25 protein-coding genes and 1 pseudogene are annotated in these 24,495 nt (G+C 70.7%); 15 read left to right on the plus strand and 11 right to left on the minus strand.

Annotated elements, in window-relative coordinates; genetic code table 11:
• Positions 1-4 precede the first annotated feature (4 nt).
• The 4 genes from ABD978_RS15790 (at position 5) to cutA (ending at position 3,559) form a co-directional block, all read left to right on the plus strand.
• Entirely contained in the window at positions 5-1,162 is a 1,158-nt protein-coding gene (locus ABD978_RS15790; RefSeq protein ID WP_345354209.1) for an acyl-CoA dehydrogenase family protein, read from the plus strand.
• Positions 1,163-1,189: 27 nt separating this feature from the next.
• Positions 1,190-2,344, plus strand: coding sequence for an acyl-CoA dehydrogenase family protein (locus ABD978_RS15795; protein ID WP_345354211.1), 1,155 nt, complete (start codon positions 1,190-1,192; stop codon positions 2,342-2,344).
• A gap of 243 nt (positions 2,345-2,587) precedes the next feature.
• Positions 2,588-2,920: a hypothetical protein gene (locus ABD978_RS15800; protein ID WP_345354213.1), complete on the plus strand. Its 333-nt coding sequence runs from the start codon at positions 2,588-2,590 to the stop codon at positions 2,918-2,920.
• A 336-nt stretch (positions 2,921-3,256) separates the two neighbouring features.
• The gene (gene cutA, locus ABD978_RS15805) at positions 3,257-3,559 is read left to right on the plus strand and encodes a divalent-cation tolerance protein CutA (RefSeq protein ID WP_345354215.1); all 303 of its coding nucleotides are present in this window, start codon (positions 3,257-3,259) and stop codon (positions 3,557-3,559) included.
• A gap of 42 nt (positions 3,560-3,601) precedes the next feature.
• Here cutA and ABD978_RS15810 read toward each other — a convergent pair whose 3' ends face one another.
• Complete coding sequence (locus ABD978_RS15810; protein ID WP_345354217.1) at positions 3,602-4,864, minus strand: NsdA family TPR-like regulatory protein; 1,263 nt, start codon at positions 4,862-4,864, stop codon at positions 3,602-3,604.
• Complete coding sequence (locus ABD978_RS15815; protein ID WP_345354219.1) at positions 4,851-6,176, minus strand: NsdA family TPR-like regulatory protein; 1,326 nt, start codon at positions 6,174-6,176, stop codon at positions 4,851-4,853. Before ABD978_RS15815 ends, ABD978_RS15810 begins: the two co-directional genes overlap by 14 nt.
• Positions 6,177-6,462: 286 nt before the next feature.
• Here ABD978_RS15815 and ABD978_RS15820 point away from each other — a divergent pair, with 286 nt between their 5' ends.
• From ABD978_RS15820 to ABD978_RS15835, 4 genes are all read left to right on the plus strand, one after another.
• Entirely contained in the window at positions 6,463-6,648 is a 186-nt protein-coding gene (locus ABD978_RS15820) for a hypothetical protein (protein ID WP_345354221.1), read from the plus strand.
• Positions 6,649-6,725: 77 nt separating this feature from the next.
• A complete protein-coding gene (locus ABD978_RS15825) occupies positions 6,726-6,995 on the plus strand; it encodes a hypothetical protein (RefSeq protein ID WP_345354223.1) in 270 nt (89 codons plus the stop codon).
• A gap of 261 nt (positions 6,996-7,256) precedes the next feature.
• Positions 7,257-7,697 (plus strand): hypothetical protein, encoded by a 441-nt coding sequence (locus tag ABD978_RS15830; protein WP_345354224.1) that lies wholly within the window; start codon positions 7,257-7,259, stop codon positions 7,695-7,697.
• Positions 7,698-7,977: 280 nt separating this feature from the next.
• Positions 7,978-8,205 carry a hypothetical protein gene (locus tag ABD978_RS15835; RefSeq protein WP_345354225.1) on the plus strand — a complete coding sequence of 76 codons (228 nt, stop codon included), beginning with the start codon at positions 7,978-7,980 and terminating at the stop codon, positions 8,203-8,205.
• A gap of 123 nt (positions 8,206-8,328) precedes the next feature.
• Here ABD978_RS15835 and ABD978_RS15840 read toward each other — a convergent pair whose 3' ends face one another.
• Both ABD978_RS15840 and ABD978_RS15845 read right to left on the minus strand, forming a co-directional pair.
• Positions 8,329-9,378, minus strand: a complete 1,050-nt coding sequence (locus tag ABD978_RS15840) for a DMT family transporter (RefSeq protein WP_345354226.1) — start codon at positions 9,376-9,378, stop codon at positions 8,329-8,331.
• A gap of 43 nt (positions 9,379-9,421) precedes the next feature.
• Positions 9,422-11,011 (minus strand): acetolactate synthase large subunit, encoded by a 1,590-nt coding sequence (locus ABD978_RS15845; protein WP_345354228.1) that lies wholly within the window; start codon positions 11,009-11,011, stop codon positions 9,422-9,424.
• A gap of 189 nt (positions 11,012-11,200) precedes the next feature.
• Here ABD978_RS15845 and ABD978_RS15850 point away from each other — a divergent pair, with 189 nt between their 5' ends.
• Both ABD978_RS15850 and mctP read left to right on the plus strand, forming a co-directional pair.
• On the plus strand, positions 11,201-11,377 hold the full coding sequence (locus ABD978_RS15850) for a DUF3311 domain-containing protein (RefSeq protein ID WP_345354229.1): 177 nt from the start codon (positions 11,201-11,203) through the stop codon (positions 11,375-11,377).
• Entirely contained in the window at positions 11,374-13,065 is a 1,692-nt protein-coding gene (mctP, locus tag ABD978_RS15855; RefSeq protein ID WP_345354230.1) for a monocarboxylate uptake permease MctP, read from the plus strand. The genes ABD978_RS15850 and mctP overlap by 4 nt, the downstream gene beginning before the upstream one ends.
• On the opposite strand, the gene ABD978_RS15860 is transcribed toward mctP, so the two are convergent.
• Together ABD978_RS15860 and ABD978_RS15865 are read right to left on the minus strand one after the other, a co-directional pair.
• Positions 13,040-14,182, minus strand: coding sequence for an acyl-CoA dehydrogenase family protein (locus ABD978_RS15860; RefSeq protein ID WP_345354232.1), 1,143 nt, complete (start codon positions 14,180-14,182; stop codon positions 13,040-13,042). The genes mctP and ABD978_RS15860 overlap by 26 nt on opposite strands.
• Before the next feature lie 87 nt (positions 14,183-14,269).
• Positions 14,270-15,013, minus strand: coding sequence for a TetR/AcrR family transcriptional regulator (locus tag ABD978_RS15865; protein ID WP_345354234.1), 744 nt, complete (start codon positions 15,011-15,013; stop codon positions 14,270-14,272).
• A 134-nt stretch (positions 15,014-15,147) separates the two neighbouring features.
• On the opposite strand from ABD978_RS15865, the gene ABD978_RS15870 reads away from it, so the two are divergent.
• The 3 genes and pseudogenes from ABD978_RS15870 (at position 15,148) to ABD978_RS15880 (ending at position 18,311) form a co-directional block, all read left to right on the plus strand.
• Positions 15,148-16,653, plus strand: a complete 1,506-nt coding sequence (locus ABD978_RS15870) for an MFS transporter (protein WP_345354236.1) — start codon at positions 15,148-15,150, stop codon at positions 16,651-16,653.
• Between the two features lie 229 nt (positions 16,654-16,882).
• Positions 16,883-18,059, plus strand: a pseudogene (locus ABD978_RS15875) (RNA-guided endonuclease InsQ/TnpB family protein); the annotation flags it as partial.
• Positions 18,039-18,311, plus strand: a complete 273-nt coding sequence (locus ABD978_RS15880; protein ID WP_345355967.1) for a cysteine hydrolase family protein — start codon at positions 18,039-18,041, stop codon at positions 18,309-18,311. The pseudogene ABD978_RS15875 and the gene ABD978_RS15880, both read left to right, overlap by 21 nt.
• A 157-nt stretch (positions 18,312-18,468) precedes the next feature.
• Here ABD978_RS15880 and dapC read toward each other — a convergent pair whose 3' ends face one another.
• Together dapC and fdxA are read right to left on the minus strand one after the other, a co-directional pair.
• On the minus strand, positions 18,469-19,551 hold the full coding sequence (gene dapC, locus ABD978_RS15885; protein ID WP_345355911.1) for a succinyldiaminopimelate transaminase: 1,083 nt from the start codon (positions 19,549-19,551) through the stop codon (positions 18,469-18,471).
• A gap of 107 nt (positions 19,552-19,658) precedes the next feature.
• Positions 19,659-19,985, minus strand: a complete 327-nt coding sequence (gene fdxA, locus ABD978_RS15890; protein WP_345354238.1) for a ferredoxin — start codon at positions 19,983-19,985, stop codon at positions 19,659-19,661.
• A 151-nt stretch (positions 19,986-20,136) separates the two neighbouring features.
• Here fdxA and ABD978_RS15895 point away from each other — a divergent pair, with 151 nt between their 5' ends.
• On the plus strand, positions 20,137-20,334 hold the full coding sequence (locus ABD978_RS15895; protein ID WP_425550733.1) for a putative acetyltransferase: 198 nt from the start codon (positions 20,137-20,139) through the stop codon (positions 20,332-20,334).
• Between the two features lie 117 nt (positions 20,335-20,451).
• Here the strand turns inward: ABD978_RS15895 and ABD978_RS15900 are convergent, their stop codons facing one another.
• From ABD978_RS15900 to ABD978_RS15910, 3 genes are all read right to left on the minus strand, one after another.
• Positions 20,452-21,321 carry an enoyl-CoA hydratase-related protein gene (locus tag ABD978_RS15900; RefSeq protein WP_345354242.1) on the minus strand — a complete coding sequence of 290 codons (870 nt, stop codon included), beginning with the start codon at positions 21,319-21,321 and terminating at the stop codon, positions 20,452-20,454.
• 61 nt (positions 21,322-21,382) lie between these two features.
• Positions 21,383-22,327 (minus strand): hypothetical protein, encoded by a 945-nt coding sequence (locus ABD978_RS15905; protein WP_345354244.1) that lies wholly within the window; start codon positions 22,325-22,327, stop codon positions 21,383-21,385.
• A gap of 39 nt (positions 22,328-22,366) precedes the next feature.
• Positions 22,367-23,260 carry a hypothetical protein gene (locus tag ABD978_RS15910; protein ID WP_345354246.1) on the minus strand — a complete coding sequence of 298 codons (894 nt, stop codon included), beginning with the start codon at positions 23,258-23,260 and terminating at the stop codon, positions 22,367-22,369.
• A gap of 212 nt (positions 23,261-23,472) precedes the next feature.
• Between ABD978_RS15910 and ABD978_RS15915 the strand changes: the two genes are divergently transcribed.
• The gene (locus tag ABD978_RS15915) at positions 23,473-24,414 is read left to right on the plus strand and encodes a class I SAM-dependent methyltransferase (RefSeq protein ID WP_345354248.1); all 942 of its coding nucleotides are present in this window, start codon (positions 23,473-23,475) and stop codon (positions 24,412-24,414) included.
• The last annotated feature ends 81 nt before the right edge of the window (positions 24,415-24,495 follow it).

Genomic DNA, 24,495 nt, shown 5'->3' on the forward strand with positions numbered 1-24,495 from the left:
GTCGGTGGAGTACGGGCTCAGTCCCGACGAGGAGTCCTTCCGGCGGGAGGTCTGCGACTTCCTGTCCCAGGACGCGGTACGCAAGGTCGTCGACGAGGTCCGGCACCGGCCGGCCCGCGACGAGCCGGGACTGCTCGAGGTGTACCGGTGGCTCGGCGAGCGGCGCTGGCTCGCCGTGAACTGGCCCGAGGAGTACGGCGGGCTCGGCCGTGGGATCGTCGAGAAGTCGATCCTCACCGAGGAGCTGATCCGGCACGGCGTGCCCGACCTGGTGCACATCGTCAGCGTCGACATCGTCGGCCTGATCATCCAGATGGTCGGCACCGAGGAGCAGAAGAACCGCCTCCTGCCCCCGCTCGCCCGCGGCGAGCAGGCGGCGAGCGTGCTCTACAGCGAGCCCGGCGTCGGCTCCGACCTGAGCGCGCTGCGAGCCCGTGCCGTCCCCGACGGCGACGGCTGGCGGCTGTACGGACGCAAGATCTACAGCCTGAAGTCGCAGTTCGCCGACTTCGCGCTCTGCGCCGCCCGTACGACCGAGTCCGAGGTGGCCGCGCACGGCATCACGCTGTTCGTCGTCCCGCTGCGCACGCCGGGCGTCACCGTCCGCACGATCCCGAGCATCTCCGACGACGCCTTCAGCGACGTCAGCCTGGAGGGCATCCGGCTCACCCGGGACGACGTCCTCGGCGAGGTCGACGAGGGCTACCAGGTGATCAACCAGGTGATCCCGGTCGAGCGGACCGGCCTGGAGTTCCAGGCCAAGGCCCGCCGGCTGCTCGACCTGATCGTGCGCCGCCTCGACGAGATCGGCGAGCTGGGCGACCCGTGCGCCGCCGAACGCCTCGTCGACCTGCACGCGCAGGCCCGCGCCGCGGAGCTGTTCTCCTGGCGCGTCATCACCGAACTGCGCGAGGGCCGTCTCGACAACGTCGGGACCGCGATGGCCAAGTGGTACGCCACCGAGCTGTTCAAACGGATCACCCACACCGGGATCGACCTGCTGGGACTCGACGCGGTCCTGTCCGCCCGGGACGATCGGGCACTGTACGACGGCGTCCTGGAGCACGGTCACCGCGAGGCGACCGGCTTCACGCTCTCCGCCGGGACCTCGGAGATCATGCAGTACCTGATCGCCTCCGTCGGCCTGCAGCTGCTGACCTGACGCCCCACCGAGACGAGGAGGACCACCGTGCGGTTCGCACCGAGCGACCGGCAGCGCGAGATCCGGCAGCGCTTCGAGCGCCTGTTCACCGACGAACTGGCCCCCGCCATCCGCCGGACGGGCGGCCGGCAGGTCGGCGGCCCGCTGACCGAGCAGGACGCACGGGCCCGCCGGCTGATGTGGGAGGCGATGGTCGACCTCGGCGCGGTGCGCCTGGGCCTGCCCGCCGCCCACGGCGGCGAGGACACCGGGCTCTCGGACGCCGTCGTCCTGGCCGAACTGGCGGGCGCCGCGCTGTACCAGAGCCCGCTCCTCGACACGCTGTTCGCCGCCGACCTGCTGCGCGGCGCGGGCCCCGCCGGCGCCCGCGGCCTGGACCGCATCGCCGAGGGCGCGACGGTCGCGGTCGCGGCCCGGGACCGGGGCGACCGCACCCTCACCGAGCCCGCCCCGATGCCCACGGACGGCACCGTCGCGATGAGCCGACGGTACGTGCCCTTCGCCGCCGACGTCGACCTCCTGCTCCTCGCCGGCACGACGCCGAGCGGGCTGCGGTGCGGCCTCATCCCCCGCGACGACGCCGCCGTCACGACCACCCGGCACGAGGACATCGCCGAGGGCGACCTGTACACCGTGGACTTCGACCCCGTCATCGGGGCGACCGGAGACTGGATCGGCACGCCGGGCGCGCTCGAGGACGCCTGGGCCGCGGCGGTGTCCGCCGCCCGGATCCGGCACGCCGCCTACCTGGTCGGGCTGGCCCAGGGCGCGCTCGACCTTACGGTCTCCTACGCGCGCGAACGCCGCCAGTTCGGGCAGCCGATCGGCCGCTTCCAGTCCCTGGCCTTCCGGCTGGCCACGGCGGCCACCGACGTCGAGGCCGCCCGGCTGCTCACCCACCACGCGGCCTGGCTCGCCGACAGCGGCGGCGACGCCACGATGAGCGGTCTGGAGGCCGTCGCCACCGCCGGTGACACGGCGCGCCGCGCGGCCGCCGAGGCGGTGCAGATCCACGGCGCGATCGGCATGACCGACGACTGCGACGCCCAGCTCTTCTACCGCCGCGCCGCCATCGACGCCGCCTTCCTCGGCAGCCCCGCCCGCCACCGCCGCGAAGCCGCCCGCTTCCTCCGAGAGCAACCATCAGCCCCCGCCATCTGCCTCGACCGCGCGACGGCCTGACACCCGCCGGGGACATGGGGACCTTGCCGCCGCCGGCGACGGGCCAGATCCGACAATCCCGGCATTCAACCGGCCACACCGGCGGCAAGGTGGCAATGGCGACGGCTAGGCCGACACCCCCTCGCACCGCGTCGACGGGCTCTCACCGGCCCGGACAGCTCTCGTGGCCCTGGGCTTGAGCGGCAGTCGAACGGGCCGGTGGCGGCTGACGCGTCTGAGCACCGGCCTGATCGTGGAGCTTCCTTGCGCCTGCCCGGCCCGGGTCCCGAGACCCGGGTCGAGGCGCGCGGGGCGGTCTCGAACGTGCTGCGCACGGTCGGCCTGAAGCATCGGCCGTCCATCGAGACCGGCGACGCCGACTTCGACCGGCGATTCGCGATCGTCACCGACGACCCGGAATGGGCCGCCAAACTCTTCTCGCCTGGGCTCATCGAAGCGATCAGCGCGGACGACGTCCGCTCGTGGACCCTGCACGGTGACGAGCTGCTGATGGTCAAGGAGGAGCCGTTCGTCGTCCACGAGATCGACAGGCACACCACCGACATCGTCCGGACAGCGCAACTGATCCTGGAGTAGGAGCCATGGCGGTGGCGCCTCCCCGGCCTACAAAAGTCTCGGAGACCGCCCCAACAACCGCCCGACTTGATGCGCCTTGCCCTCTATGCGGGGCGAAACCCACGACGTTAACCGAGACTTCCGCACATCCGCCCCCGGCATCTCGGCGGCCCATATCGAAGAACACAGGACTCTGCGGCCGTTGGTGACGCGGCATATCAGACGATCCGGGCGTTCGTCCGGCCACACCGACGGCAAAGTGGCAACAGCGACGGTCGGGCCGCTCCCGAACTGGGACGCGCGGCGGCCTGACGCTCTTCGCAGTCGCCTCTACGCTCCGTTGTATGACGGAAATACGTGCAGGTGTCGACGGCCGTAGACAGTCGTGAGGCAGCGATCAGCCTGCTGAACTCGGCGGTCAAGGCGAAACTGGCCGCGTCCGGGCAGGTGTCCGGGCCGGTGGCCACCGCATTCTGGCATCTCGGCGAATTCGGGACCGGCGAGGAGTGGCAGGTCACCCTCAAGACGACCAAGGACCGCTATCCGGACCTGGAAGCGCATCTCATCGCCGCACACCCATGGGACAACCCGGAAGTCTCCTTCACTACCTTGGGAGGCTCGGAGGCGTACCTGGAGTGGGTGACCCGGGCGACGTCCTGAGAGCGCGATCGACCACGCGAGGCGTCGGTGCACACAGGGACCTCAACGTAGGGCGTCGAGCAAGACCGTGACGGCCGAATCAGTCGGCCATTTCTGGGACATTCGACTGTGAATACCGCGGAGCCTCCTCAACAGCGACTCAGAGGAAGTCGCGTGAGCGATCCTTGCCGCTTCGAGCACAGCCGCACCTGCGGCCTCGGCCTCCGACGCCTGGAAATGCGCGACTGCCTGGTGAGCGATGTACTCACCGGCCCACTCCGCGTTGCGCATTTCGGTGGGCAACTCGGCCAGGCCTCCCGTCAAATGCTCAACGGCCTGCGCGTTCCGCTTCGGATCGTTCCGGCCCAGGTAGACGTTCGTAACTCCTGCCTCGAGGGCGAAGAAGCCGGGTTCCAGGTAGTAGTACTCCCACGGCCGAGCACTCGCGGGTTCGGCGTCGGTCACGGCCGTCTGCGCCTCGCCGAGCAGCCGTTCCGCCTCACGTGTTTCACCAGCGAGGGCGTGGCCGCGTGCTTCGAGGAAGAGGTCGTACGCGTGGCCCGGACCGATGCGGTTGCGCTGCGCCGCTTGCGCCATTCCGACCATCGGGCCGATCTGTCCGATGCGTTCGGCGAGGTACGCCTTCCACGACAGCACCGTCCCGACCATGGCGGCGTCGCCGATCTCCTCGGCGTGCTCGGCCGCGCGGTCGAGGGACATGCGGGCCGCCGACGCGTCCCCTACGGCGATGTTCAGCCAGCCGGAGAACTGCGCCCATTGGGCCGCGACGTCGACCAGCTTCGGGCGTACCGGGCCTCGAGCCTCGGCGACGAGCTGCCGCACCATCGGAAGCTGCATCCGGACGACCTGCAGGACCGGTGCTGAACCGACAGCGTCTTCTAAACGGCGCTGCTCGGCCAGGATGGCGGCCAACGACTCCACGACACGCGAGTCGGGCCGTGTAGTGCGTCTCGTGGCCTGCACAAGCCGGTTCTCGTCGTCGAGCGTGAGCCGACCCGTCAGCTCAAGCTCGACGCCGGAGACGCGCCACAGTGATGCCTGCGCATTCCTGTCCTCACCGAAGAGGTCGTCTTCCGGCATGCCGTATACGGCCGCGTACAGCATCCGATAGCGCGGTCCGGGTGGATGCTCGCCCGCCTCGTGACCGCGGATGGTCCGGCAAAGGTCCTTCAGCTTAGGGAGGCGTTGCCGGTCGCGTTCGGTCGCGTGATCGCGGAACGCTTCGGCGACAGCCTGAACGGTCATCCGCCGTTTCTTGCGCTCAGCGCGCAGGCGAGCAGGGATCCGGGCGTTATCGGCTGACATTGCGTTCACCTCGGCGCGAGTCCGGGTCACGGGGGATGCGTACGTCCGCCGGACGGCACAATTCTTTGTAGGCCTCCCAAAGCTCGACCGACTCCGGGACGCCGGCGGTCTGCACCGCGCTGATGACCTCTGCGGCGCGCCAGTAGTTCGAGGGCACGAGCACGCCGCTCGTGACGGCCGTCAACGTCTCCTTCGCGGCTTCGTCCGGCCGATCGGCTGCTATCAGGGCGAGCGACAGATCCAGTCGTGCAGACGCCACACGGCGTGCCCGTACCTGGCCGTCCGCAGGTGCCTGCATCCTGGCGAGCACCTGCCGGGCATACGGCTCAGCAGCGGGATCACCGAGCCATGCCAGCGTCGTCGCGGTGTAGGCGTCGGCCTTCGCCGGGTCGTACTGATAGTGATGCTCGGGCCGGTCGGGCGCCGGCAGGTTGCTGGTCAGCACGGCGACCCGGTCGATCTGCGTATGCGTCTCACGGGCCGCTCCCAGCCGGGCCCAGGCCCGCCCCTCCTGCGCGGACGCTTGGATGTAGGCCGAGCTACCCACAGGTGCGACGGTCTGGGCGCCCTGGGCCAAGGTCACGGCCTCCCGGTAGTCGCCATCGGTGAGCGCCTGCCACGCCTGGGTCTCCAGGCACCAGGCCGCCATCTCGGCGTGCCCTGTGTTTTCGGCGAGACCGGCAGCCGTGCGCAGCCGGGCCTGGGCGGCTGAACGCTGGTGCAGGTCGATATGGCAGGTCGCCCCGAGCAGGGACAGCCAGCCGCCGACGACCAGAAGTCCTCGATGCTCGGTCAGGGTCTTGCGGGCGTCGAGCAACTGCGTGACATAGGCCAGGTGCTGTCGTATCCGCTCAAGCAACTCGGCCGGTGGCGTCCGCGGGTAGGCGACGGCCAGGCCATCAACGGCTTTCCGAAGCCGCCGGAGCGTCTCGGCACCGACATCGGTCGCCGCAGCTCTGCGCGCGAGCTCCAGCGCCTCGATCTCGTCGTCGGGTGCCCCGTCTCCGAGCGACTTCAGCCGCCCCGGGCCGGCCGGTTCTGCCCTCTTCGCCGGCTGCCTCGTACCGAACAATTCCTCTACGGGGAGGTCGAACACCGCGGCATACAGCATTTGGTACCGCGGGCCAGGTGGGTGCTCGCCGGACTCGTGGCCGCGGATCGTCCGCCGTAAATCCTCCAGCTTGGGCATGCTCCGGCGGTCGCGTTCGCTGGCGACATCGCGGAGTGCTTCGGCGAGCGCGGCGACGCTCATACAACGCTTGAGGCGTTCGGAGCGCAGGCGCGCGCCAATGCGTTTCGACTCGGCTGACATGTTGCGTGCACCTCGGCCGGGGGGATTCGCGGATACGAGCTCTCGTGTCCGTGTACGTCCCCCAGTATCACGGTGACGACGCCTGGCCCGCAGGTCTTCACTCTAAGTGACTGACCAACCACGGATTTCAGGAGGTCGGGTGCAAGCCCACACCACGCACACCCCATCGATCGACGTCATCAAGGCAGCGGTTCTACGGCTCGCACCTCTTCTCATACGGCAGGGCCTGAACGTCACCGTTGACCGAGATGGAACCGTCGAGGTGCGCAATCCTCGCAACACCCGGATGAGCCAGCCGCTTGTGCTCCGCGTGCACCAAGGCGGCCTGTGGTGGCACTGGCAGTGGTCCGGGACGACCCGCGACGCGCCATCCGAGTACGAGCCGATGGTGCCCGCAGAAGACGTCGATGAGGCGGGCCGCCGCATCGTCAACGTGCTCCGCACCGACGGGACGGCCGGAGCCGAGCAGTGATCCGGCGGATTCTCGCCGTCGTCGGCATTCTGGTTCCTGAACCCGACCGACCTGCGGCACCGCGGCCTCGTCGACGTGTGCGGTCGGACCCGTCCCCCGCCGAGCTCGCCGCGATCCAGGCCGCCGCGCCGAACTGGCTGGTCATGTGGTGCTGGTACCGGCGCGAGTACGCCGCTCTCGCCAAGTTCGGCGCGGAGCCCACCATCATCTACGACCGCGACCCACGGCAGCTTCTGCGGCACTGCCAGGAGGTTGAACTCGCCGCCGCGCACGGCGGTCCTGTGATTCCACGGACTTTCTCAGGTCCGAAATCCGCCCAGACTCCGTACGGCCGTTCACCCCCCTGAGAACGGTCGTGCGGGCAGGAAGCCTCGGGGCGGCTTGAGGGGGTCGCTCCCGAGGCCTCCATCTCCTTCACAACGAGGGCAGGGAGGAGGTGGAGTTCGTGAAGGAAGCGGTGTGGCGCAAGGCCGTGCGCCGGTGCGGTGGCTATACCGGCGAGGACGGTGAGGCCTGCGTCGAGATCGCCGTCATCGGCATGCGGTGAGTGATGGCGCGTCCCCCGAGGCGAAGTCGGGGGACGCACCCACGATCCTAAGGACTGACCAGTGCACTTCCACGCGTACCTGTACCGAGGCGCCGGCGAGGCGATCAAACCGTTCGACGACGCACGCCGCGCCGGCACCACCGAGTTCCAGACCGCCGTCGTCCCGCCCGAGGCCACCAGCGCCTGGCTCACCAAACCCGCACGGATGGTCAAAGGCACCTGGGACGACCCCACCGACGCGGTGGCCTGGCTGGCGCAGCAGTACGCCGACATCGCCGACCAGCGGATGCACCTCGAACAACAACGGCAGGCGCCGTCCCTGGAGACGATGACCGCCAACGCCCTGGACGCCTTGCACCGGGGCAACGACGTCGTGTGGGCCTGGTGGCTGCGAGGCGGCGGCTTCATCGACCTGACCGTGGCCTGCTGCCCTAATCGCGACGGCGAAGGTCGCTGTCCGCTCGGGCGCACCGATCGGCGGCCGGACGACCTGAGCCGTTGAGGTGCTGCGGCCAGGGGGCTGACGTCGTCTCGGGCGTACATAGGTCTCGGAGAACGCCAGAAGGGTCGCCCTGTTTGACGCGCTTTGTCCTTTCTGCAGGGCGGGGCGCGTGGAGTTCACCGAGCATTCCGCGCACCCGCGCCCCGTTTCACCACGGTGCACCGAAATCGGAGTGGACCGGTCCATTGACAACAAGATCGTCCGGGGCTTACTTTCCACATAAGCCACTTATATTGCTTGGCGATATAAGTGGATGGGCATGTCAACGAAAGGTGCATGCATGAAGAGACTCGCACTCTCCGCTGCGACGCTCCTGGCAGCGGGCGTCGCGACGGCGACACTGACGACCGCCGCTCACGCCGACACGTGGGTCACGGTCGGCGGGCCGTACGAGACGATTTCGTCCTGCCACGAGGCCGGGCAGGCCTATGCCGCGAAATACCACCCCCAGTACTGGACGTGTGACGGGGATTACCACACCGACTTCTACTTGAAGGTATTCGAGTAAAATTCAAGTAAAATCGGCGGTGTTCTGATAACGGCGGCGATAAGCCGGATTCCGCGTGAGCGCCGACGTCTTCTCGCCCGGCCGCGTACGCCGGGGTCGGCCCCGGCGTACGCGGCCGTTGGCTCAGGAGCGCTGGGGGGACTCGGCTTCCGAGTGATCGGTCTGTTCGTCGCCGGAGTCGCCGCGGCGGGCGGCGAGGGTGGCGAGGTAGAGGGCGACCAGGACGACCGCGCAGCCGCCGAGTTGCAGCAGCGTGGGGCGTTCACCCAGGATGACGGCGCCGAGGAGCACCGAGCCGACCGGCTGGAGCAGCAGGAGCGCCGCGCCGACCGAGGCCGACAGGCGGGGCAGCGCGCTGGCGATCAGCAGGTAGCTCGCCACCTGCCCGGCCAGGGCGATCGCGGCCAGCCAGCCGAACGCCGGCCAGCCCGGCAGCAGGTCCAGGCCGTGCCAGAACGGGCCGACGATGAGCGCCACGACACCGGAGGCGGCCGCCGACTCGGTGACGGGCACGACGATGTGGTCGGCGTCGCTCGCCTGGCGCAGGAGGAAGAGGAAACCCGCGTAGCAGAGCGCCGCGGCCGCGGCGAAGATCGCGCCCTGCGTCGGGTTCTTCCCGGAACCGCCGCCGACGATGCCCCCGGCGAGCGCCACCCCGGCGAGCATGACCGGCACCACCGCGGCGAACGCGGCGGTCGGCCGCTCCCGGAGGAAGATCCAGCCGAGGAGGGGCACCAGGATGACCTGGGCGTTCACGATGACGGTCGCGATGCCGGCGCCGCTGTCGGCGATCGCCTGGTTCCAGAGCAGGATGTCGCCCGCCAGGAGCACGCCGGCGGTGTAGGCCATCCACCGGGAGTTCGGCGGCCGCGCCGCGGCGGTCCGCGCCTCGGAGAGCGCCATCGGGATCAGGAACGGCATCGAGAGCAGGCTGCGGAATAAGGTGACCGTTCCGGTCGAGACGTGCGCGAGAGGCACGAAGACCGAGGACAGGGCGACACAGACGGCGCCCGCCAGCATGATCGGTACGGGCATCCGTGTGGCGGCCCGGTTGAGGAGGTCGACGACCGATCCGGACCGGGATCGCGCCGTGTCGGCGCGCTCCCGCGTCGCGACGTCATCGCGCCGGTCGAGCATCTCGCGGCCCTTCCGTGGTTGGGTTCGTCTGAGCACGCGCTTGCCTTACCCGCGTCCTGACAGGATTACCCGGGCGAAGTCACTGCCGGATGACCGCCTCGATGAAGTGCGGCCCCGACTCGGACAGGGCGGCTTTCAACGCCCCCGCGAGCTCCTCGGCGGTGGTGACGCGGATGGACGGGACGCCCAGCCCCTCTGCGAGCGCGCTCCAGCCGACCTCCGGCCGGTCCAGGCTCAGCAGCGACCGGGAGGCGTTGCCGAACGGCCGGTCCGCGTTCTTCATCTCCATCTTGACGATCTCGTAGCTCTGGTTGTTGCACAGCACGGTCGTGACGTCGAGGTCCTCGCGGGCCTGGGTCCACAGCGCCTGGATGGTGTACAGGGCGCTGCCGTCGGCCTGGAGCGTGATCACGGGACGGTCCGGGCAGGCGATGGCCGCGCCGGTGGCGAGCGGCAGCCCGTGTCCGATCGCGCCGCCGACCTGGGCCACCATGCAGGTGTGCTCGGGGGCGGGGATCGCGGCCTGGTGGTAGTCGAATCCGGCGGTGAGCGACTCGTCCACCACGATCGCCCCCTCGGGCTGCCCGGCGGCCACCGTGACCGACAACGTCTCGGGCGTGAGGACCCCGGAGGGGACGGTGAGCTGCCGGTCCCGCACGGTGCCGCGTGCGGGCGGCGGCCCTTCCCGGCCGGCGACCCGCTCGGCGAGGCGCTCCAGGGCGTTCACGGCGTCGTCGGACGAGTCCTGCGGGGCTCCGGCCAGCGACTGGACGGCGGCGTCGGCGGGAACGAGGCTGCTGGGCAGGCCGGGGTAGCCGAAGGAGCTGACGGGCTCGCGCGCGCCGACGAGGATGACCGTCTCCACCCCTTTGAGGGTGGCCGCGGCGTCGGCGTACACGTGCGGGAGGCGCATCGGCGCGGGCAGGCCGCCACCGCGTTCGACGCGCGCGGGGAAGGTCTCGTGCACCAGCCGGCAGCCGGTGGCGCGCGCGATCGCGTCCGCCGCCAGCAGGCCCGGCCGGGACAGCGCCCGACCGCCGAGGAACAGGACGACCGGACCGGCGCCGCGCAGCGCGTCGGCCGCGGCCGCGACGCGTTCCTCGTCGACCGGAGTCGACCCGGAGGCGCCGGCCGCGGAGTCCGGGGCCAGGACCGGCCGGGTGGAGTCGCCGGACTCGACCTGCTCGTCGGCGAGGTCGGCGGGCAGGATCAGGCAGACCGGGCCGCGCCGGGACCGTTCGACGGCTTCGGCGAGGTCGGCGGCCATTCCCGCCGCGGACGTCGACCGTCCTGTCCACGTGGAGAAGGCGGCGGCGACCGCCTCGAGGTCGGTGGTCAGCGGAGCGTCCGCGGCGAGGTGCCAGGTGGCCTGGTCACCGACCAGGGCCACGACCGGGGTGCCCGCGCGCCGCGCGTTGTGCAGGCAGGCCAGCCCGTCGGCGAGGCCCGGGCCGAGGTGCACGAGCGTCAGGGCGGGCCGGCCCGTCATCCGCCCGTACCCGTCGGCGGCACCGACGCAGACGGCCTCGTGGAGGCCGAGCACCGGCCGGATGCCGCCGACCCGGTCGAGCGCGCTCACCAGTGGTAGTTCGGTGGTTCCCGGATTCGCGAAGCAGACGTCGACTTCGTGGGCCGCCGCCGTACGCAACAGGCTCTCAGCGCCGTTCATGACCGTTCATTCCTCGTGTGGGTCGGGAAAAGTGATGACTCCGATCAGACGTGCCCTGCCCGTTATTCTCACGACCCCGCCCGCCGCGCCCAATCATTGTTTCAATGACTAGGAGAGCAGCATGTAAGCGTGATGATTACCGAAAATTCAACCCCTTAAAAACGCCGGAACGGGGCATTATCGGAACCTATGAAGGCACTACTGCTGCTTCCCCTCGCGGGAACGCTGGTTCCGGTGGTGTACGACCGCCGCGGCCCGGAGTTCTTCGGGGTCCCGTTCTTCTACTGGTACCAGCTGGCCTGGGTTCCGGTCACCATCGCGCTCATCGTGATCGTCTATCGCGCGACGAGGGATGATCCGCAATGAAATGGACCGAGCTGACGATCCTCATCGTGGTGTTCGCCCTCGTCACGGGCATGGGATTCGCGGCATCCCGGTGGCGGCGCGCGGAACACCTCGACCACCTGGACGAATGGGGGCTCGGCGGCCGGAATTTCGGTTCCTGGCTCACGTGGTTCCTGATCGGCGGCGACTTCTACACCGCATACACATTCGTCTCCGTTCCGGCCCTGGTGTTCGCGGCCGGCGCGACCGGTTTCTTCGCCGTGCCGTACTCCATCGTGGTCTATCCGATGGTCTTCCTGCTGCTGCCGCGGCTGTGGACCGTATCGCGGCGGCACGGGTACGTCACGGCGGCCGACTTCGTCCGCGCCCGGTACGGCTCGGGCCTGCTCGCGCTCGCCATCGCGGTCACCGGCATCGTGGCCACGATGCCCTACATCGCGCTGCAACTGGTCGGCGTCGAGGCGGTGCTGAAGGCCACGGGCGTGCACGGCGACTGGCCGATCGTCCTGGCGTTCGCCGTCCTGGCCGCGTACACGTACCAGTCCGGACTGCGGGCGCCCGCGCTCATCGCCTTCGTGAAGGACGCGCTGATCATCATCGTGGTGCTCATCGCGGTGCTGTACATCCCGGCCAAACTCGGCGGCTGGGGTCACATCTTCCACGCCGCCGATGCCAAGTTCGCGCACTCGAAGGGCACCGGCGACGGGACGCTGCTGCCGTCCGGCACCGCGCTCGGGTACTCGACGCTCGCGTTCGGTTCGGCGGCGGCCCTGTTCCTCTATCCCCACTCGGTCACGGGGGTGCTGGCGGCGAAGAACCGCGACGCCGTACGCCGGAACATGGCGGCGCTGCCCGCCTACTCCCTGATCCTCGGACTGCTCGCGCTCCTGGGGTACATGGCGGTCGCGGCCGGCATCAAGCCCGTCACCTCGGGCGGCAAGCCGGACGCCAACACCGTCGTCCCGCTGCTGTACGACTCGCTGCTGCCGCACTGGTTCGCGGGTATCGCCTTCGCGGCCATCGGGATCAGCGCCCTGGTCCCGGCGGCGATCATGTCGATCGCGGCGGCGAACCTGTTCACCCGGAACGTCTTCACCGAGTACGTCCGGCCGGACGCCTCCCCCGCCACCCAGGCGCGGGCGAGCAAGCTGGCGTCACTCGTGGTGAAGGTCGGCGCGGTGGCCGTCATCCTGCTCCTCAACCCGCAGTTCTCCATCGACCTGCAGCTCATCGGCGGTGTCATCGTCCTGCAGACACTGCCGGCGCTGGTGCTCGGGCTGTACGCCCGCCGGCTTCACCGATGGGCGCTGCTGGCCGGCTGGGCCGCCGGCATCGGCAGCGGTCTGTGGATGCTGTACGTCACGCCGGCCGTGAACGTCTCCACCGGACAGCAGATCCGCCCGCACTGGGGCAGCGCGCAGTACGCGCTGAGCCATCTGGGTCTGCACACCAAGCTGACGGTGTACACGGGGGTCCTCGCCGTGGCGGTCAACCTGCTCGTCGCGCTGGCGCTGAGCCCGGTCCTGCGACGCCTGGGCGCCCCGCAGGGGGAGGACGGCACGGTGGAACCGGCCGACGCCACGGACGCCGCGGCCGATCCGAAGGGGCCGGTGATCCGGCGGACGGCGGAGGCCGATGAGGCCGTTCCGGACGGCCCCGCCGCACCGGCGGAAGACCGGCGGTCTACACGCCGAGGCCCCGGCCGATGATCTCCTTCATGATCTCGGTCGTGCCGCCGAAGATCGTCTGGATGCGCGCGTCGAGGTACGCCTTGGCGATCGGGTACTCGCTCATGTACCCGTAGCCGCCGTGCAACTGCAGGCAGCGGTCGATGACCCGGTTGCACAGCTCGGTGTTCCACCACTTGAGCATCGAGGCCTCCTCCGCGCCCAGGCGGTCGGCGGCGTGCTCGACGATGCACCGGTCGGTGAAGGCGCGGGCCACCGTCAGCTCGGTCTTCATCTCGGCAAGGGTGAAGCGGTTGTGCTGGAACCGCCCGATCGGCCGGCCGAACGCCTCCCGGGTCTTGCAGTACTCCAGGGTCTGCTCGAAGGCCCGCTCCGCGCCCGCCAGCGCGCCGACGCCGATCGACACGCGCTCCCTCGAGAGGTTCTGCATGAGATAGATGAAGCCCTGGCCCTCCTCGCCGAGGAGGTTCGCCCGGGGCACCCGGACGTCCTCGAAGTACAGCTCGGCGGTGTCCTGGGCGTGCATGCCGATCTTGTCGAGGTTGCGGCCGCGCTCGAAGCCCTTCATCCCGCGCTCGACCACGATGAGGCTGATGCCCTGGTGCCCGGCGTCCGGATCGGTGCGCGCGACGACGATGACCAGGTCGGACAGGACGCCGTTGGAGATGAAGGTCTTCTGCCCGTTCAGGACGTAGTCGTCGCCGTCCCGTACGGCGGTGGTGCGGATGCCCTGCAGGTCGGAACCGGCGGCCGGCTCGGTCATGGCGATCGCGGTGATGATCTCCCCGGAGCAGTAGCCGGGGAGCCACCGCTGTTTCTGCTCGTCGGTGGCCAGGCGGTTGAGGTACGCGCCGTTGATGTCGTTGTGCACCGAGAAGCCAGGGCCGTGGATCCCGGCGCGGGCCAGCTCCTCGTTGAGGACGACGTAGTAGCGGTAGTCCGGGTCGCCTCCGCCGCCGTACCGCTCGTCCATGTCGATGCCGAGCAGTCCCTGCCGCCCGGCGGCGAGCCACACGTCGCGGGAGACGACGCCGTCCTTCTCCCACTGCTCGTGGAACGGCTCGATCTCCTTGGCGATGAACGACCGCACCATCTCGCGGAAGGCCTCGTGCTCGTCGGTGAAGATCTCGCGCCGCACTTTCGGCCTCCTCGGCTCGAACCAATCGACGTCAGTAATTTATCACTTACGCCCGAGCCGACAGAATGTGATTCGGTCCACTGCCGCTCAGGCCGGCCCGGCCTCGCCGCCCCGGTCGAGCCAGCTCTGGAGGCCGTCGAGGAGCCGCTCGACGGCGAAGGCGAACCCTTCGTCCTGCAGGCGGTCGGCGTCCAGATCCCGGTTCTCCCGCCACCAGCCACCGTAGTCCGGGTAGCGGGCGGCGACGTCGTCGATGTACGGCCGCATGTCCTCGACCGCCTCGTTCGCGGTCTTACCCGGGGCGAGCGACCTCCGCCACGCCGACTCCATCGTGGCGGAGCCGATGACGTGGGACATCAGCAGCGAACTGGCGTAGGCGACCGGCATGCCCGTGAAGCCCGCGGCGATCAGCACTCCGACCATGCGATCGCTCATGCGCATCGCGTTGGGCCCCATGGCGGGGCGGACGCCGAACAGGCCGGCGACCCAGGGATGCCGGAGGATCATCGCGCGCAGCCCGTGCGCCAGGGCGGCGGCCGCGGTCCGCCAGTCCGCGGCCCCGACCTCCGGGACCTCGATCTCCCCCATGACCTCGTCGAGGACCAGTTCGAGCAGCTCGTCCTTGGTCGCGACGTACCAGTAGGCCGAGGTCGCCCCGGCGGCCAGCCGACTGCCGAGACGGCGCATGCTGAGGCCGTCGAGCCCCTTCTCGTCGAGCAGCTCGATGGCGGTACGCACGATCTGCTCGCGGCTCAACGTCGGCTGCGCGCCGCGCGAGCGCGGCGGTCGCGTCCAGACGGAGTTCGCCAGGGGGTCAGCGTTCGACGACATTCGCGGTCCTTCAGCAGAGTCACTTGCAGCACCAGCCTATCGGCGCTCGCACGGTGTTCGAGTTTACTAGTACGCCGTTCGAGAGCAGTGGTACGGTGTGCGAGAAAAATCGAACACCGTACGAACGGACGCCCATGTCGACCTCTCATCCGCGCCGCTGGTGGATCCTCGGCGTGCTGTGCCTGAGCCTGCTGGTGCTGGTCATCGACAACTCGGTGCTCAACGTCGCCATCCCGTCGCTCATCCGCGACCTGCACGCGAGCAACTCCGACATCCAGTGGATCCTCGACGCCTACATCCTGGTCTTCGCCGGGCTGCTGCTGACCGCCGGCAGTCTGTCCGACCGCCACGGCCGGCGCCGTGGGCTGATCATCGGGCTGATCCTGTTCGGCGGCGCCTCGCTGGCCGCGTCGTTCGCCAACAGCCCCGGCCAGTTGATCGCGACCCGCGCGGCGATGGGCGTGGGCGGCGCGTTCCTGATGCCCGGCACCCTGTCCATCCTGACGACGGTCTTCGACGACGCGGAGCGCAAGAAGGCCATCGCCATCTGGAGCTCGGTACTCATGCTCGGCGCGGTGGGCGGCCCCACCTTCGGGGGCCTGCTGCTGCAGCACTTCTGGTGGGGCTCGGTGTTCCTGCTCAACGTGCCGATCGCCGTGCTCGGCATCGTGGCGGCGCTGCTCATCATCCCCGAGTCGCGTGGACCGGCCCGCCGCCCGGACCTGGTCGGCGCGATCCTGTCGATGGCCGGCGTGACCGCCCTGGTCTGGGGCGTGATCTTCTCCGCCAAGGACGGCTGGTCCACGCCACAGACGCTGGGCGGATTCGGCGTGGCCGCGGTGGCGCTCACCGCCTTCGGCCTGTGGGAGCGGCGGTGCGCGGAGCCGATGCTGCCGATGGCCCTGTTCCGCGACCGCAACTTCAGCGGCGCCAGCCTGTCGATCGTCCTGCTGTCCTTCTCCGCGGGCGGCTGCCTGCTGGCCCTCACCCAGTACCTGCAGTTCGTCCTGGGCTACGGACCGATGAAGGCCGGTCTCGCGCTCATCCCCCTCGTCGTCGCCGCGATGGCCTTCAACGGCGTCGGCGTCGTCGTGGACAAGCGGTTCGGCGCCCGTGTCGCGCTCGCCGCCGGGCTCGTCCTGGTCGCCGGGGGCTTCGCGGCGCTCGCCTCGATCACTTCCGGCGACGGGTACCTGAAACTGGCCGTCGCCCTGGTGATCCTGGGTGCGGGCAGCGGAACGGCCGGACCCGCCGCGTACGGGACGCTGCTGGCCGCCCTGCCCCCCGAGCGCGCCGGTGTCGGCTCCGCCGTCAACGACACCGTCCAGCAGGTCGGCCAGGCGCTCAGCATCGCCGTCCTGGGCAGTGTGCTCACGGCCGCCTACACGGCCGCGATGCCGGACGGCGCCGGGCCGGCGCGGCACTCGATCGGCGAGGCGCTGGCCATCGCGGCCGCCCGCGGCGACACCACGCTCGCCCGTACCGCCAAGGACGCCTTCACCCACGCCATGCAGACCACCTCGATCGTCGGCGTGGTCGGCGGGGTCGCCGCCGCGATCCTGGCCTTCTCGGTGCTCCGCCCGAAGGCCCGCCCCGCGCCGGAACCGGCTCCGGAACCCGTCACGGAGGCCGGTCACTGACCGCACCGTCGCAGACCCGTCGGATGGGCGCCGGGCCTGACCTGGTGCTGGCGGGCTTCATCTGAATCCTCCGAGGAGACCCCGCCCTTCAGGGCGGGGAGGAATCGGACCCCGGCGGAGCAGGGCAAGGATCAGCCGGATCGCCGTCACGGCGATCCGGCGTCCACCATCGGAAAACACGCGGCCGGTCACACGCTGACGCTATAGTTCACTGATTGTGACCCCCCGTGTGAAGCATGCGTTCAAGTACCGCTTCCATCCCACCGATGCGCAGGCAGCGGAGCTGTCGCGCACGTTCGGGTATGTGCGGAAGGTCTACAACCTTGCGCTGGAGGCCCGCAGCGAGGCGTGGTGGTCGCGGCGGGAACGCGTCGGTTACAACGACACCTCGGCGATGCTGACGGCGTGGAAGAAGACCGAGGACCTGGGATTCTTGAATGAGGTGTCCAGCGTTCCGTTGCAGCAGGCGCTGCGGCATCTGCAGACGGCGTTCGCGAATTTCTTCGCCAAGCGGGCGAGGTATCCGCGGTTCAAGGCGAAGAAGAAGTCTCGCAAGTCCGCCGAATATACGACCAGCGGATTCCGGTTCCGGGAGGGGGCACTCGCCCTCGCCAAGATGGCCGAACCGCTGAACATCGTCTGGTCTCGGCCGCTGCCGGAGGGGGCGAGGCCGTCGACGGTGACGGTGTCCCAGGATGCGGCCGGTCGCTGGTTCGTGTCCCTGCTGTGCGAAGACCCCGGCATCCAGCCGCTGCCTGCGAACGGCAACGCGGTCGGGGTGGATGCCGGGCTGGAGCATCTGCTGACCCTGTCCACCGGGGAGAAGATCACCAACCCCCGGCATGAGCGCCGGGACCGCAGGCGCCTGGCCCGCGCGCAGCGGGAACTGTCCCGCAAGGCCAAAGGGGATGGGGCCAACCGGGCCAAGGCCCGGCGTAGGGTCGCCCGGATCCATGCCCGGATCACCGATCGGCGCCGCGACGGTCTGCACAAGCTCACCACTCGACTCGTCCGCGAGAACCAAGTGGTCGTGATCGAGGACCTGACCGTGAAGAACATGCTGAAGAACCATGCACTGGCCCGCGCCATCTCTGACGCCGCATGGAGTGAGTTCCGCAGCATGCTGGAATACAAAGCCAAATGGTACGGCCGCGAGGTGATCGTGGTCGACCGCTGGTTCCCCTCCTCCAAACTGTGCTCGGCCTGCGGCACCGTGGCCGACACGATGCCGCTGAATGTCCGCACTTGGACGTGTGGCTGCGGCACGACCCATGACCGGGACGTGAACGCAGCGAAGAATCTTCTGGCCGCCGGGCTGGCGGTATCGGCCTGTGGAGCTGCGGTAAGACCTCGGTCGGGACTCTTCCCGGTCGGGGCTGTCGGCCTTGAAGCAGGAAGCCCTGCGGCGTGAGCCGCAGGAATCCCCCTCGTTCACGAGGGGGAGGAAGTCAAGACCCACATGTGCGTCCTTCACCGCGCAGGGCGCGTTCAACCTGGGCTACCGGCCCACCGTCGTGGCCGAGGCCTGCGCGACCCGGCCGCTGGCGGGCCCGGACGGCGCCCCGATCGCGGCGGACGCCCTGCACGCCGCCGCCCTGACCACGATCGGCGACCTGTTCGGCCCGGTCGCCGCCCGTGTGGCCGACCTGCCCGACTGATCCCGTCGCCCCCCGACCGAGGTGTTCCCGTGCGGCGCGCCGTCTCCCGCTGCCGCAGCCCCATCTCCGTCGGCTCAGCCACGGGTGGAGATCCCGGCGGACCGACGGCGCGGCTCCGGCGCAGCGCATGCGGCGCGGTCCGGTCGGCGCGTGCGGATCAGGTGGTGAGGCGGGCGACGGCGGCGTCGACGCGCTCGTCGGTGGCGGTAAGGGCGACGCGTACGTGCCGGGCCCCCGCCGTGCCGTAGAAGTCCCCGGGCGCGACCAGGATGCCCAGCTCCGCCAGTGCCTTCACGGTGTCCCAGCAGGACTCGTCACGGGTCGCCCAGAGGTAGAGCCCGGCCTCGGAGTGGTCGATGCGGAAGCCGTGCGCCTCCAGGGCAGTACGGAGGACGGCGCGCCTGCGGGCGTACCGCTCGCGCTGCTCCTCGACGTGCGCGTCGTCGCGGTAGGCGGCCGTCATGGCGGCCTGAACCGGCGCGGGAACGATCATGCCAGCGTGCTTGCGCACCTCGAGGAGCGCGGTGATCAGGACCGGGTCCCCGGTGATGAAGCCGGCACGGTATCCGGCGAGGTTGGAGCGCTTGGACAGCGAGTGCAGCGCGATCAGGCCGCGGTGGTCTCCGTCGCAGACGTCCGGGCGCAGCACCGAGACCGGCTCGGCCTCCCAGCCGAGCTCGATGTAGCACTCGTCGCTGATGACGACGGCGCCGCGCTCCCGCGCCCACGTGACGACCTTGCGCAGATGGTCGGCGGGCAGCACCTTGCCGGTGGGGTTCGACGGCGAGTTGATCCAAACGATCTTCGGAGTCTCCGGCCCGAGGGAGAACAGTCCGTCGACCGCCCGCGGCGTCGCGCCTGCGAGCCGCGCGCCGACGTCGTAGGTCGGGTACGCCAGCTCGGGAAAGACCACGGGGTCGCCCGGTCCGGCGCCCAGCAGCGTGGGCAGCCAGGCGACGGCCTCCTTGGTGCCGATCACCGGCAGGACGGCGGCCGGATCGGCCTCGACGCCGAGCTTGCGGGTCAGCCAGCCCGCCACGGCGTCGCGCAGTTCGGGGGTGCCGTACGTGGCGGGGTAACCGGGCGCGTCGGCGGCGTCCATCAGCGCCTGCCGGACGATCCGCGGCGTCGGGTCGACCGGCGTGCCGACCGACAGGTCGACGATGCCGCCGGCGTGTTGCCGCGCCTGCTCCTTGTACGGAACGAGCAGGTCCCAGGGAAAGTCGGGCAGCGTCCTGATCAAAGTGTGTCCCCCCAACGTCCGCGCGCCGTCTGCCGCTCACCGACAGACGGCGCGCCTCGGCCTGTGCTGAGCTCTCGCGTCCGGAAGCACCGGGCGGCGTGGGCTCAGGCCTCCTCGCCCTGCGGCGGCAGCGCCGCCACGATCGGGTGATCCTTCTCGATCTTGCCGACCTTGGAGGCACCTCCCGGCGAGCCCAGATCGTCGAAGAATTCCACGTTCGCCTTGTAGAAGTCCTTCCACTGATCCGGCGTGTCGTCTTCATAGAAGATCGCCTCGACCGGGCACACCGGCTCGCAGGCGCCGCAGTCGACGCACTCGTCCGGGTGGATGTAGAGCATGCGCTTGCCCTCGTAGATGCAGTCGACGGGGCACTCCTCGATGCATGCCTTGTCGAGCACGTCCACGCAGGGCTGCGCGATGACGTAGGTCACGTGCTACTCCTCAACGTCTGTGGCCATCGCCACGCTCGCAGCGGTGTCATTGCCTAGTATTGCCGCTGTCAGCCAACGCTTTCACCATGGGGGGCGTCACATCGGCCCGCGTTTCTCCGCCCGGTATGTCGTTTCGATAACTCCGTCCGATATCGGACGCCGAGTGTCCCTACGACGCCGTGTTCCCAGCGGAGCGTACAGCGACGTCGTCGGCGAGCTGCAGGGGTGGGCCGACGGCCGGCTGACCGTGCGCCGCCGCGACGGCTCCGTCGTCGAGGTGGCCGAGGCCGACCTGGTGGCGGGCAAGACCGTCCCCCCGCCGCCGCCACGCCGAGCACCCCGCTCGTAGCGTCCGGCGCCGCCGGTCCCCGACCGGGCCGGGCAGGGCGCGGACACGGGTCCCGGCCGCCGGAGGCCATGAACCGGGCTGGGTCACCTGATGGAGCCCGCCGCCAGGCGGGCGCGGTCAGGGCGACGGCCAGTCGGGGACCTCCGTGGGCAGGTCCCGGCTGACCTTCATGGGGAACTCGGCCGGGCGCTTCTCCAGGAACGACGTCACGCCCTCGGCCGCGTCCGGGGCGGAGCCCAGCGCGTACATCAGGTGGGAGTCGGCCCGGTGCGCGTCCCACGGCGAGGACGCGCCCAGCCCCGACCACATGAGCCGCCGCACGGCCGCGACGGCCACCGCGGAGGTGTTCGCCGCGATCTCCCCGGCCAGCGCGTACGCCGCGTCGAGGAGCTCGTCCGCGGGGTGGACGTAGGACACCAGGCGTCCGCGCAGCGCCTCCTCGGCGTCGAAGACCCGGCCCGTGGCGGCCCACTCCATGGCCTGGGCGATGCCGACGAGGCGCGGCAGGAACCAGCTCGACGCGGCCTCCGTGACGATGCCGCGCCGGGCGAAGACGAAGCCGAACCGCGCGCCCTCCGCGGCGAGTCTGACGTCCATCGGAAGGGTCATCGTGACGCCGACGCCGACCGCCGGGCCGTTGATCGCTCCGATCACCGGCTTGAGCGAGCGGGCGATGCGGAGCGCGACGGTGCCACCGCCGTCGCGTGGCGCGCCGTCCTCGAAGGTGTCCTCGCCGCCGAACATGTCCCTCGCGGCCTTGTAGTCGAACGTCGAGCCGCCGCGCTCCAGGTCGGCCCCGGCGCAGAAGGCCCGGCCCCGGCCGGTGACGACGACCACCCGGACGTCGTCGTCCGCGTCCGCGCGGTCGAAGGCGTCGATCAGCTCGCCGCGCATCACGAGCGTGAAGGCGTTGAGCCGCTCGGGGCGATCCAGCGTGATGGTCGCGATCCCGTCGGCGACGGTGTAGTCGATCTCGGTGTACGTCACTGCTGCTCCTCGCGCCCGCGGACGGATACAGACGAATACAGAATCGGATTCTAGAGGCGGGTCACGCTCCGCCCCCGGCGGACCGCGCGTGCGCCGTGTCCTCGTCGGCGGGGCAGCCGACGAGCGGCGGCAGGGCGGGGGCCAGCACCTCGCGGCTCCAGTCGGCCACCGTGCCGGCATAGCCGTCGGGCGGAGCCACCTCCAGGGTCCCGCCCGAGGTCGCCGTCAGCCGGGTGACCACCGGAGCGCCGTCCAGGAAGGGAGTGGCGCCCCAGAAGGCCCAGAAGTCGTCCGGCTCGATCCGCGGATGGTCGTCGAGCCTGCGCGTCGGCCGCGCCGGATGCTCCCGGCACCACCGCCACTGGTCGGTGAGCAGCCGGGACGCGACCGCGCGCAGGAGGTTGAGCGCGGGCAGGTCCTGCGTGCAGGCGACCTCGTCGATCACGAGGTCCGGCAGGCCGAACCGGCGCAGCCCGAGCAGCGTGATGCGCAGGCACGAACACCCGGCCGCGCCGCCCGGGCCGGGGCGGCGTGCCGCCTCGTCCGCCTCGTAGCGGGTGCCGAACCACTGGTCGCCCATCCGGAACCAGCCGCGCTCGGCGCGCGCCAGGCCGTCGCGCAGAAGGACCTGCCGGGCCTGCGGGTCGATGAGGACGCCGTTCGTCGCGTCGGCGAGGGCCCGGGCCACGGCGCGCGCGACCTGCTCGCGGTGCGGCTGCTCGACGGTCAGCGCCTGGTGCACGAGCAGGATCTGGTGGGAGGACTCGCGGACGCGCCGCCGGTCCTCGTCGGAGGCCAGGACGTCGTCGAGACGCCAGGTCGCCTCGCCGGCGTCGATGGTGAAGATGCCCAGCCGCGGGGTCTTGAGCGCCTCGATGGCCGGTTTCCGGAACGGCTCGGGCACGCGCCACGGGACGACCGCGTAGGGGTCGACCGGCGGCTCGCTGGTCGCGATCACATAGTGCGAGGTGACGACCTCGGGTACGGACAGCAGGAAGGGGGACATGACCGCCTCTCTGACGTTCGGGACGGATGGGGCGCCGGCTCAGGCGGCCGTGCGGCGTGGCGCCTCGGGGACGTAGGGCATGGCCAGGTCGACGACGTCGTTCCACCACAGGGCGGCGGGGGCGTCGAAGTCGGCGGGCGGCCCGGCGACGAGGTAGGGCAGGGTGTCGGCCCCCTCGGGCGGGGCGGGACTCAGGCGGACGCGCACGGGCGCACTCGCCGCGCCGGTCGGCGCGGCCGCCCAGTAACGCCAGACGTCGGTGCCGTCCACCGTCCTCTCGGCCGGGACGCGGCGGAGCCGGGCGCCGGGGTTGCAGGTCAGCCACGCCCAGTGCTCGTCGAGGAGGCCGACGGCCAGGGAGCGCAGCAGTGTGACCGCCGCGAACAGGTTGCCGCCCGGAACCGCGACGGCCTCCAGCTCGGGGAACCCGAAACGGTGCAGCCCGCACGTCACCAGGTGCAGCTCGCCGCCCTCCCCGCCGGTGACGAACGTCGCGAGCCAGTCGTCGGCCAGGCAGAACTCCGGGTGCTCGGGGCCGAACCGGAAGGCGTGCGGCAGCACCTGGTGCGACCACGCGTCGTACACGACCCCGTCGCAGGCCTCGGCGACGACCCGGGCGATCTCGCGGGCCGCCTGGGCGTGCTCGGGCTGGGAGACGGGCGGAGCCTGCCCGGTGATCACGATGTGCCGCCGCGCCTTGTCGAGGAGGTGCGCCTCGTCCGGCCGTGCCAACGCGGCGGAGCCGATGAGGTCGGCGTATCCGGACTCGGCCGCGGGCCGGTCGCGGAGCCGAAGGAGCGGCGAGCCGAGCAGCTCGGCCGCTAACGGCAGGCGCACCCGGCCGCGCGCCACCGCGGCCGGATCGTCGAGGGCATGCGCGGTGGCCACCACGAAGGGGGCGGCGACGGACGCGGGAACGGTCAGGTCGATCATGGAGCTGCCTCCGGGAGCCGGTCTTCCTCCGAATCGGTCTCCCGAAAGCCTCGCCCGGCGCGTACTCCCGCCGTAAGGCCCGTCCCCAGGTCTGTGGATAACCGCGCCGGGAGTCGACGCCGCTGCTGACGGATCGTGACGCTGATCACGGCGAGCGATCCAGGATGCGAGACGTTACGGCAGTTGGCGGCTATGTCCTATATGTTGCGCTCATGCAATGGGCCGTGGCGACGTACGACACCGCGTTCGGGTACGTCTCCGCGCACGGGGCGCCGCTGCTCGACCTGCTCGATCCTCAGCCCGACGAGCGCATCATCGACCTGGGTTGCGGAACGGGCGTTTCGACCGCCGAGATCGCCGCGCGCGGCGCGGAGGTCGTCGGGATCGACGAATCACTCGAGATGGTCAACGCGGCGCGCTCCCAGAATCCGCACCTGTCGTTCGCCGTCGGCGACGCGCACGACTTCACGCTCAGCGAGCCGTACGACGCCGTCTTCTCCAACTCGGCGCTGCACTGGATGACTCGTGACCCCTCCGCGGTCATCTCGCGGGTGCACGCCGCACTGCGGCCGGGCGGCCGCTTCGTGGCGGAGATGGGCGGAGCGGGCAACTGCGCGGAGCTGATCACCGCCGTGCAGACGGCCTGGCGCGTCTTCGGCCTGCCGGAACCGGAGCTGCCCTGGTACTTCCCCACCCCCGCCGAGTACGCGACCCGGCTGGAGGAGTGCGGCTTCGTCGTACGGCTCATGGAGTACTTCGACCGGCCGACGCGCCTGACCGAGTGCCCGGAGGGCGCCGCCGACTGGGTCCGGCTCTTCGCCCCCGAGCTGATCGCCGAGGTTCCCCCGGAGCTCGCCGGACCGCTCCTCGACCGGGTGAACGAACTGGCCGCGCCCGCCCTCCGCCGTGAGTCCGGATGGATGGCCGACTACGTACGGCTCAGGTTCGCGGCCGTGCGCCAGCCGGGCGGCGGCGACGAGCTCGTCCAGCCGCCGGCCCCGAAGGCACCGCCGACCCCGCACACGCCGCCCGACCCGACGGGACCGTCGGGGCCGCACCTGTCGGACCTTCCGCACGCGCCGTCGGCCCCCCAGGCGCCCTCGGCGCCGTACTCGCCGTCCGCCCCGCAGACGCATTCGGCACCGCAGGCCTGAGCGTCCCGCCGGCCGCACGCCGGTCACGCAACATCCCCCGCCCGCCCGGCCGCACGCCGAAAGGCAGGACGGCGACACCCC

The organism is Actinoallomurus liliacearum (assembly GCF_039542035.1).
Lineage (GTDB): Bacteria > Actinomycetota > Actinomycetes > Streptosporangiales > Streptosporangiaceae > Actinoallomurus > Actinoallomurus liliacearum.

What these genes read in the sequence shown, in the direction of transcription:
- ABD978_RS15810 (WP_345354217.1), bottom strand. Translation starts at nt 4,864, where the DNA reads ATGTCAGCCGATAACGCCCGGATCCCTGCTCGCCTGCGCGCTGAGCGC.
- ABD978_RS15815 (WP_345354219.1), bottom strand. Translation starts at nt 6,176, where the DNA reads ATGTCAGCCGAGTCGAAACGCATTGGCGCGCGCCTGCGCTCCGAACGC.
- ABD978_RS15820 (WP_345354221.1), top strand. Translation starts at nt 6,463, where the DNA reads ATGAGCCAGCCGCTTGTGCTCCGCGTGCACCAAGGCGGCCTGTGGTGG.
- ABD978_RS15835 (WP_345354225.1), top strand. Translation starts at nt 7,978, where the DNA reads ATGAAGAGACTCGCACTCTCCGCTGCGACGCTCCTGGCAGCGGGCGTC.
- ABD978_RS15845 (WP_345354228.1), bottom strand. Translation starts at nt 11,011, where the DNA reads ATGAACGGCGCTGAGAGCCTGTTGCGTACGGCGGCGGCCCACGAAGTC.
- ABD978_RS15850 (WP_345354229.1), top strand. Translation starts at nt 11,201, where the DNA reads ATGAAGGCACTACTGCTGCTTCCCCTCGCGGGAACGCTGGTTCCGGTG.
- mctP (WP_345354230.1), top strand. Translation starts at nt 11,374, where the DNA reads ATGAAATGGACCGAGCTGACGATCCTCATCGTGGTGTTCGCCCTCGTC.
- ABD978_RS15865 (WP_345354234.1), bottom strand. Translation starts at nt 15,013, where the DNA reads ATGTCGTCGAACGCTGACCCCCTGGCGAACTCCGTCTGGACGCGACCG.
- ABD978_RS15870 (WP_345354236.1), top strand. Translation starts at nt 15,148, where the DNA reads ATGTCGACCTCTCATCCGCGCCGCTGGTGGATCCTCGGCGTGCTGTGC.
- ABD978_RS15905 (WP_345354244.1), bottom strand. Translation starts at nt 22,327, where the DNA reads ATGTCCCCCTTCCTGCTGTCCGTACCCGAGGTCGTCACCTCGCACTAT.
- ABD978_RS15910 (WP_345354246.1), bottom strand. Translation starts at nt 23,260, where the DNA reads ATGATCGACCTGACCGTTCCCGCGTCCGTCGCCGCCCCCTTCGTGGTG.
- ABD978_RS15915 (WP_345354248.1), top strand. Translation starts at nt 23,473, where the DNA reads ATGCAATGGGCCGTGGCGACGTACGACACCGCGTTCGGGTACGTCTCC.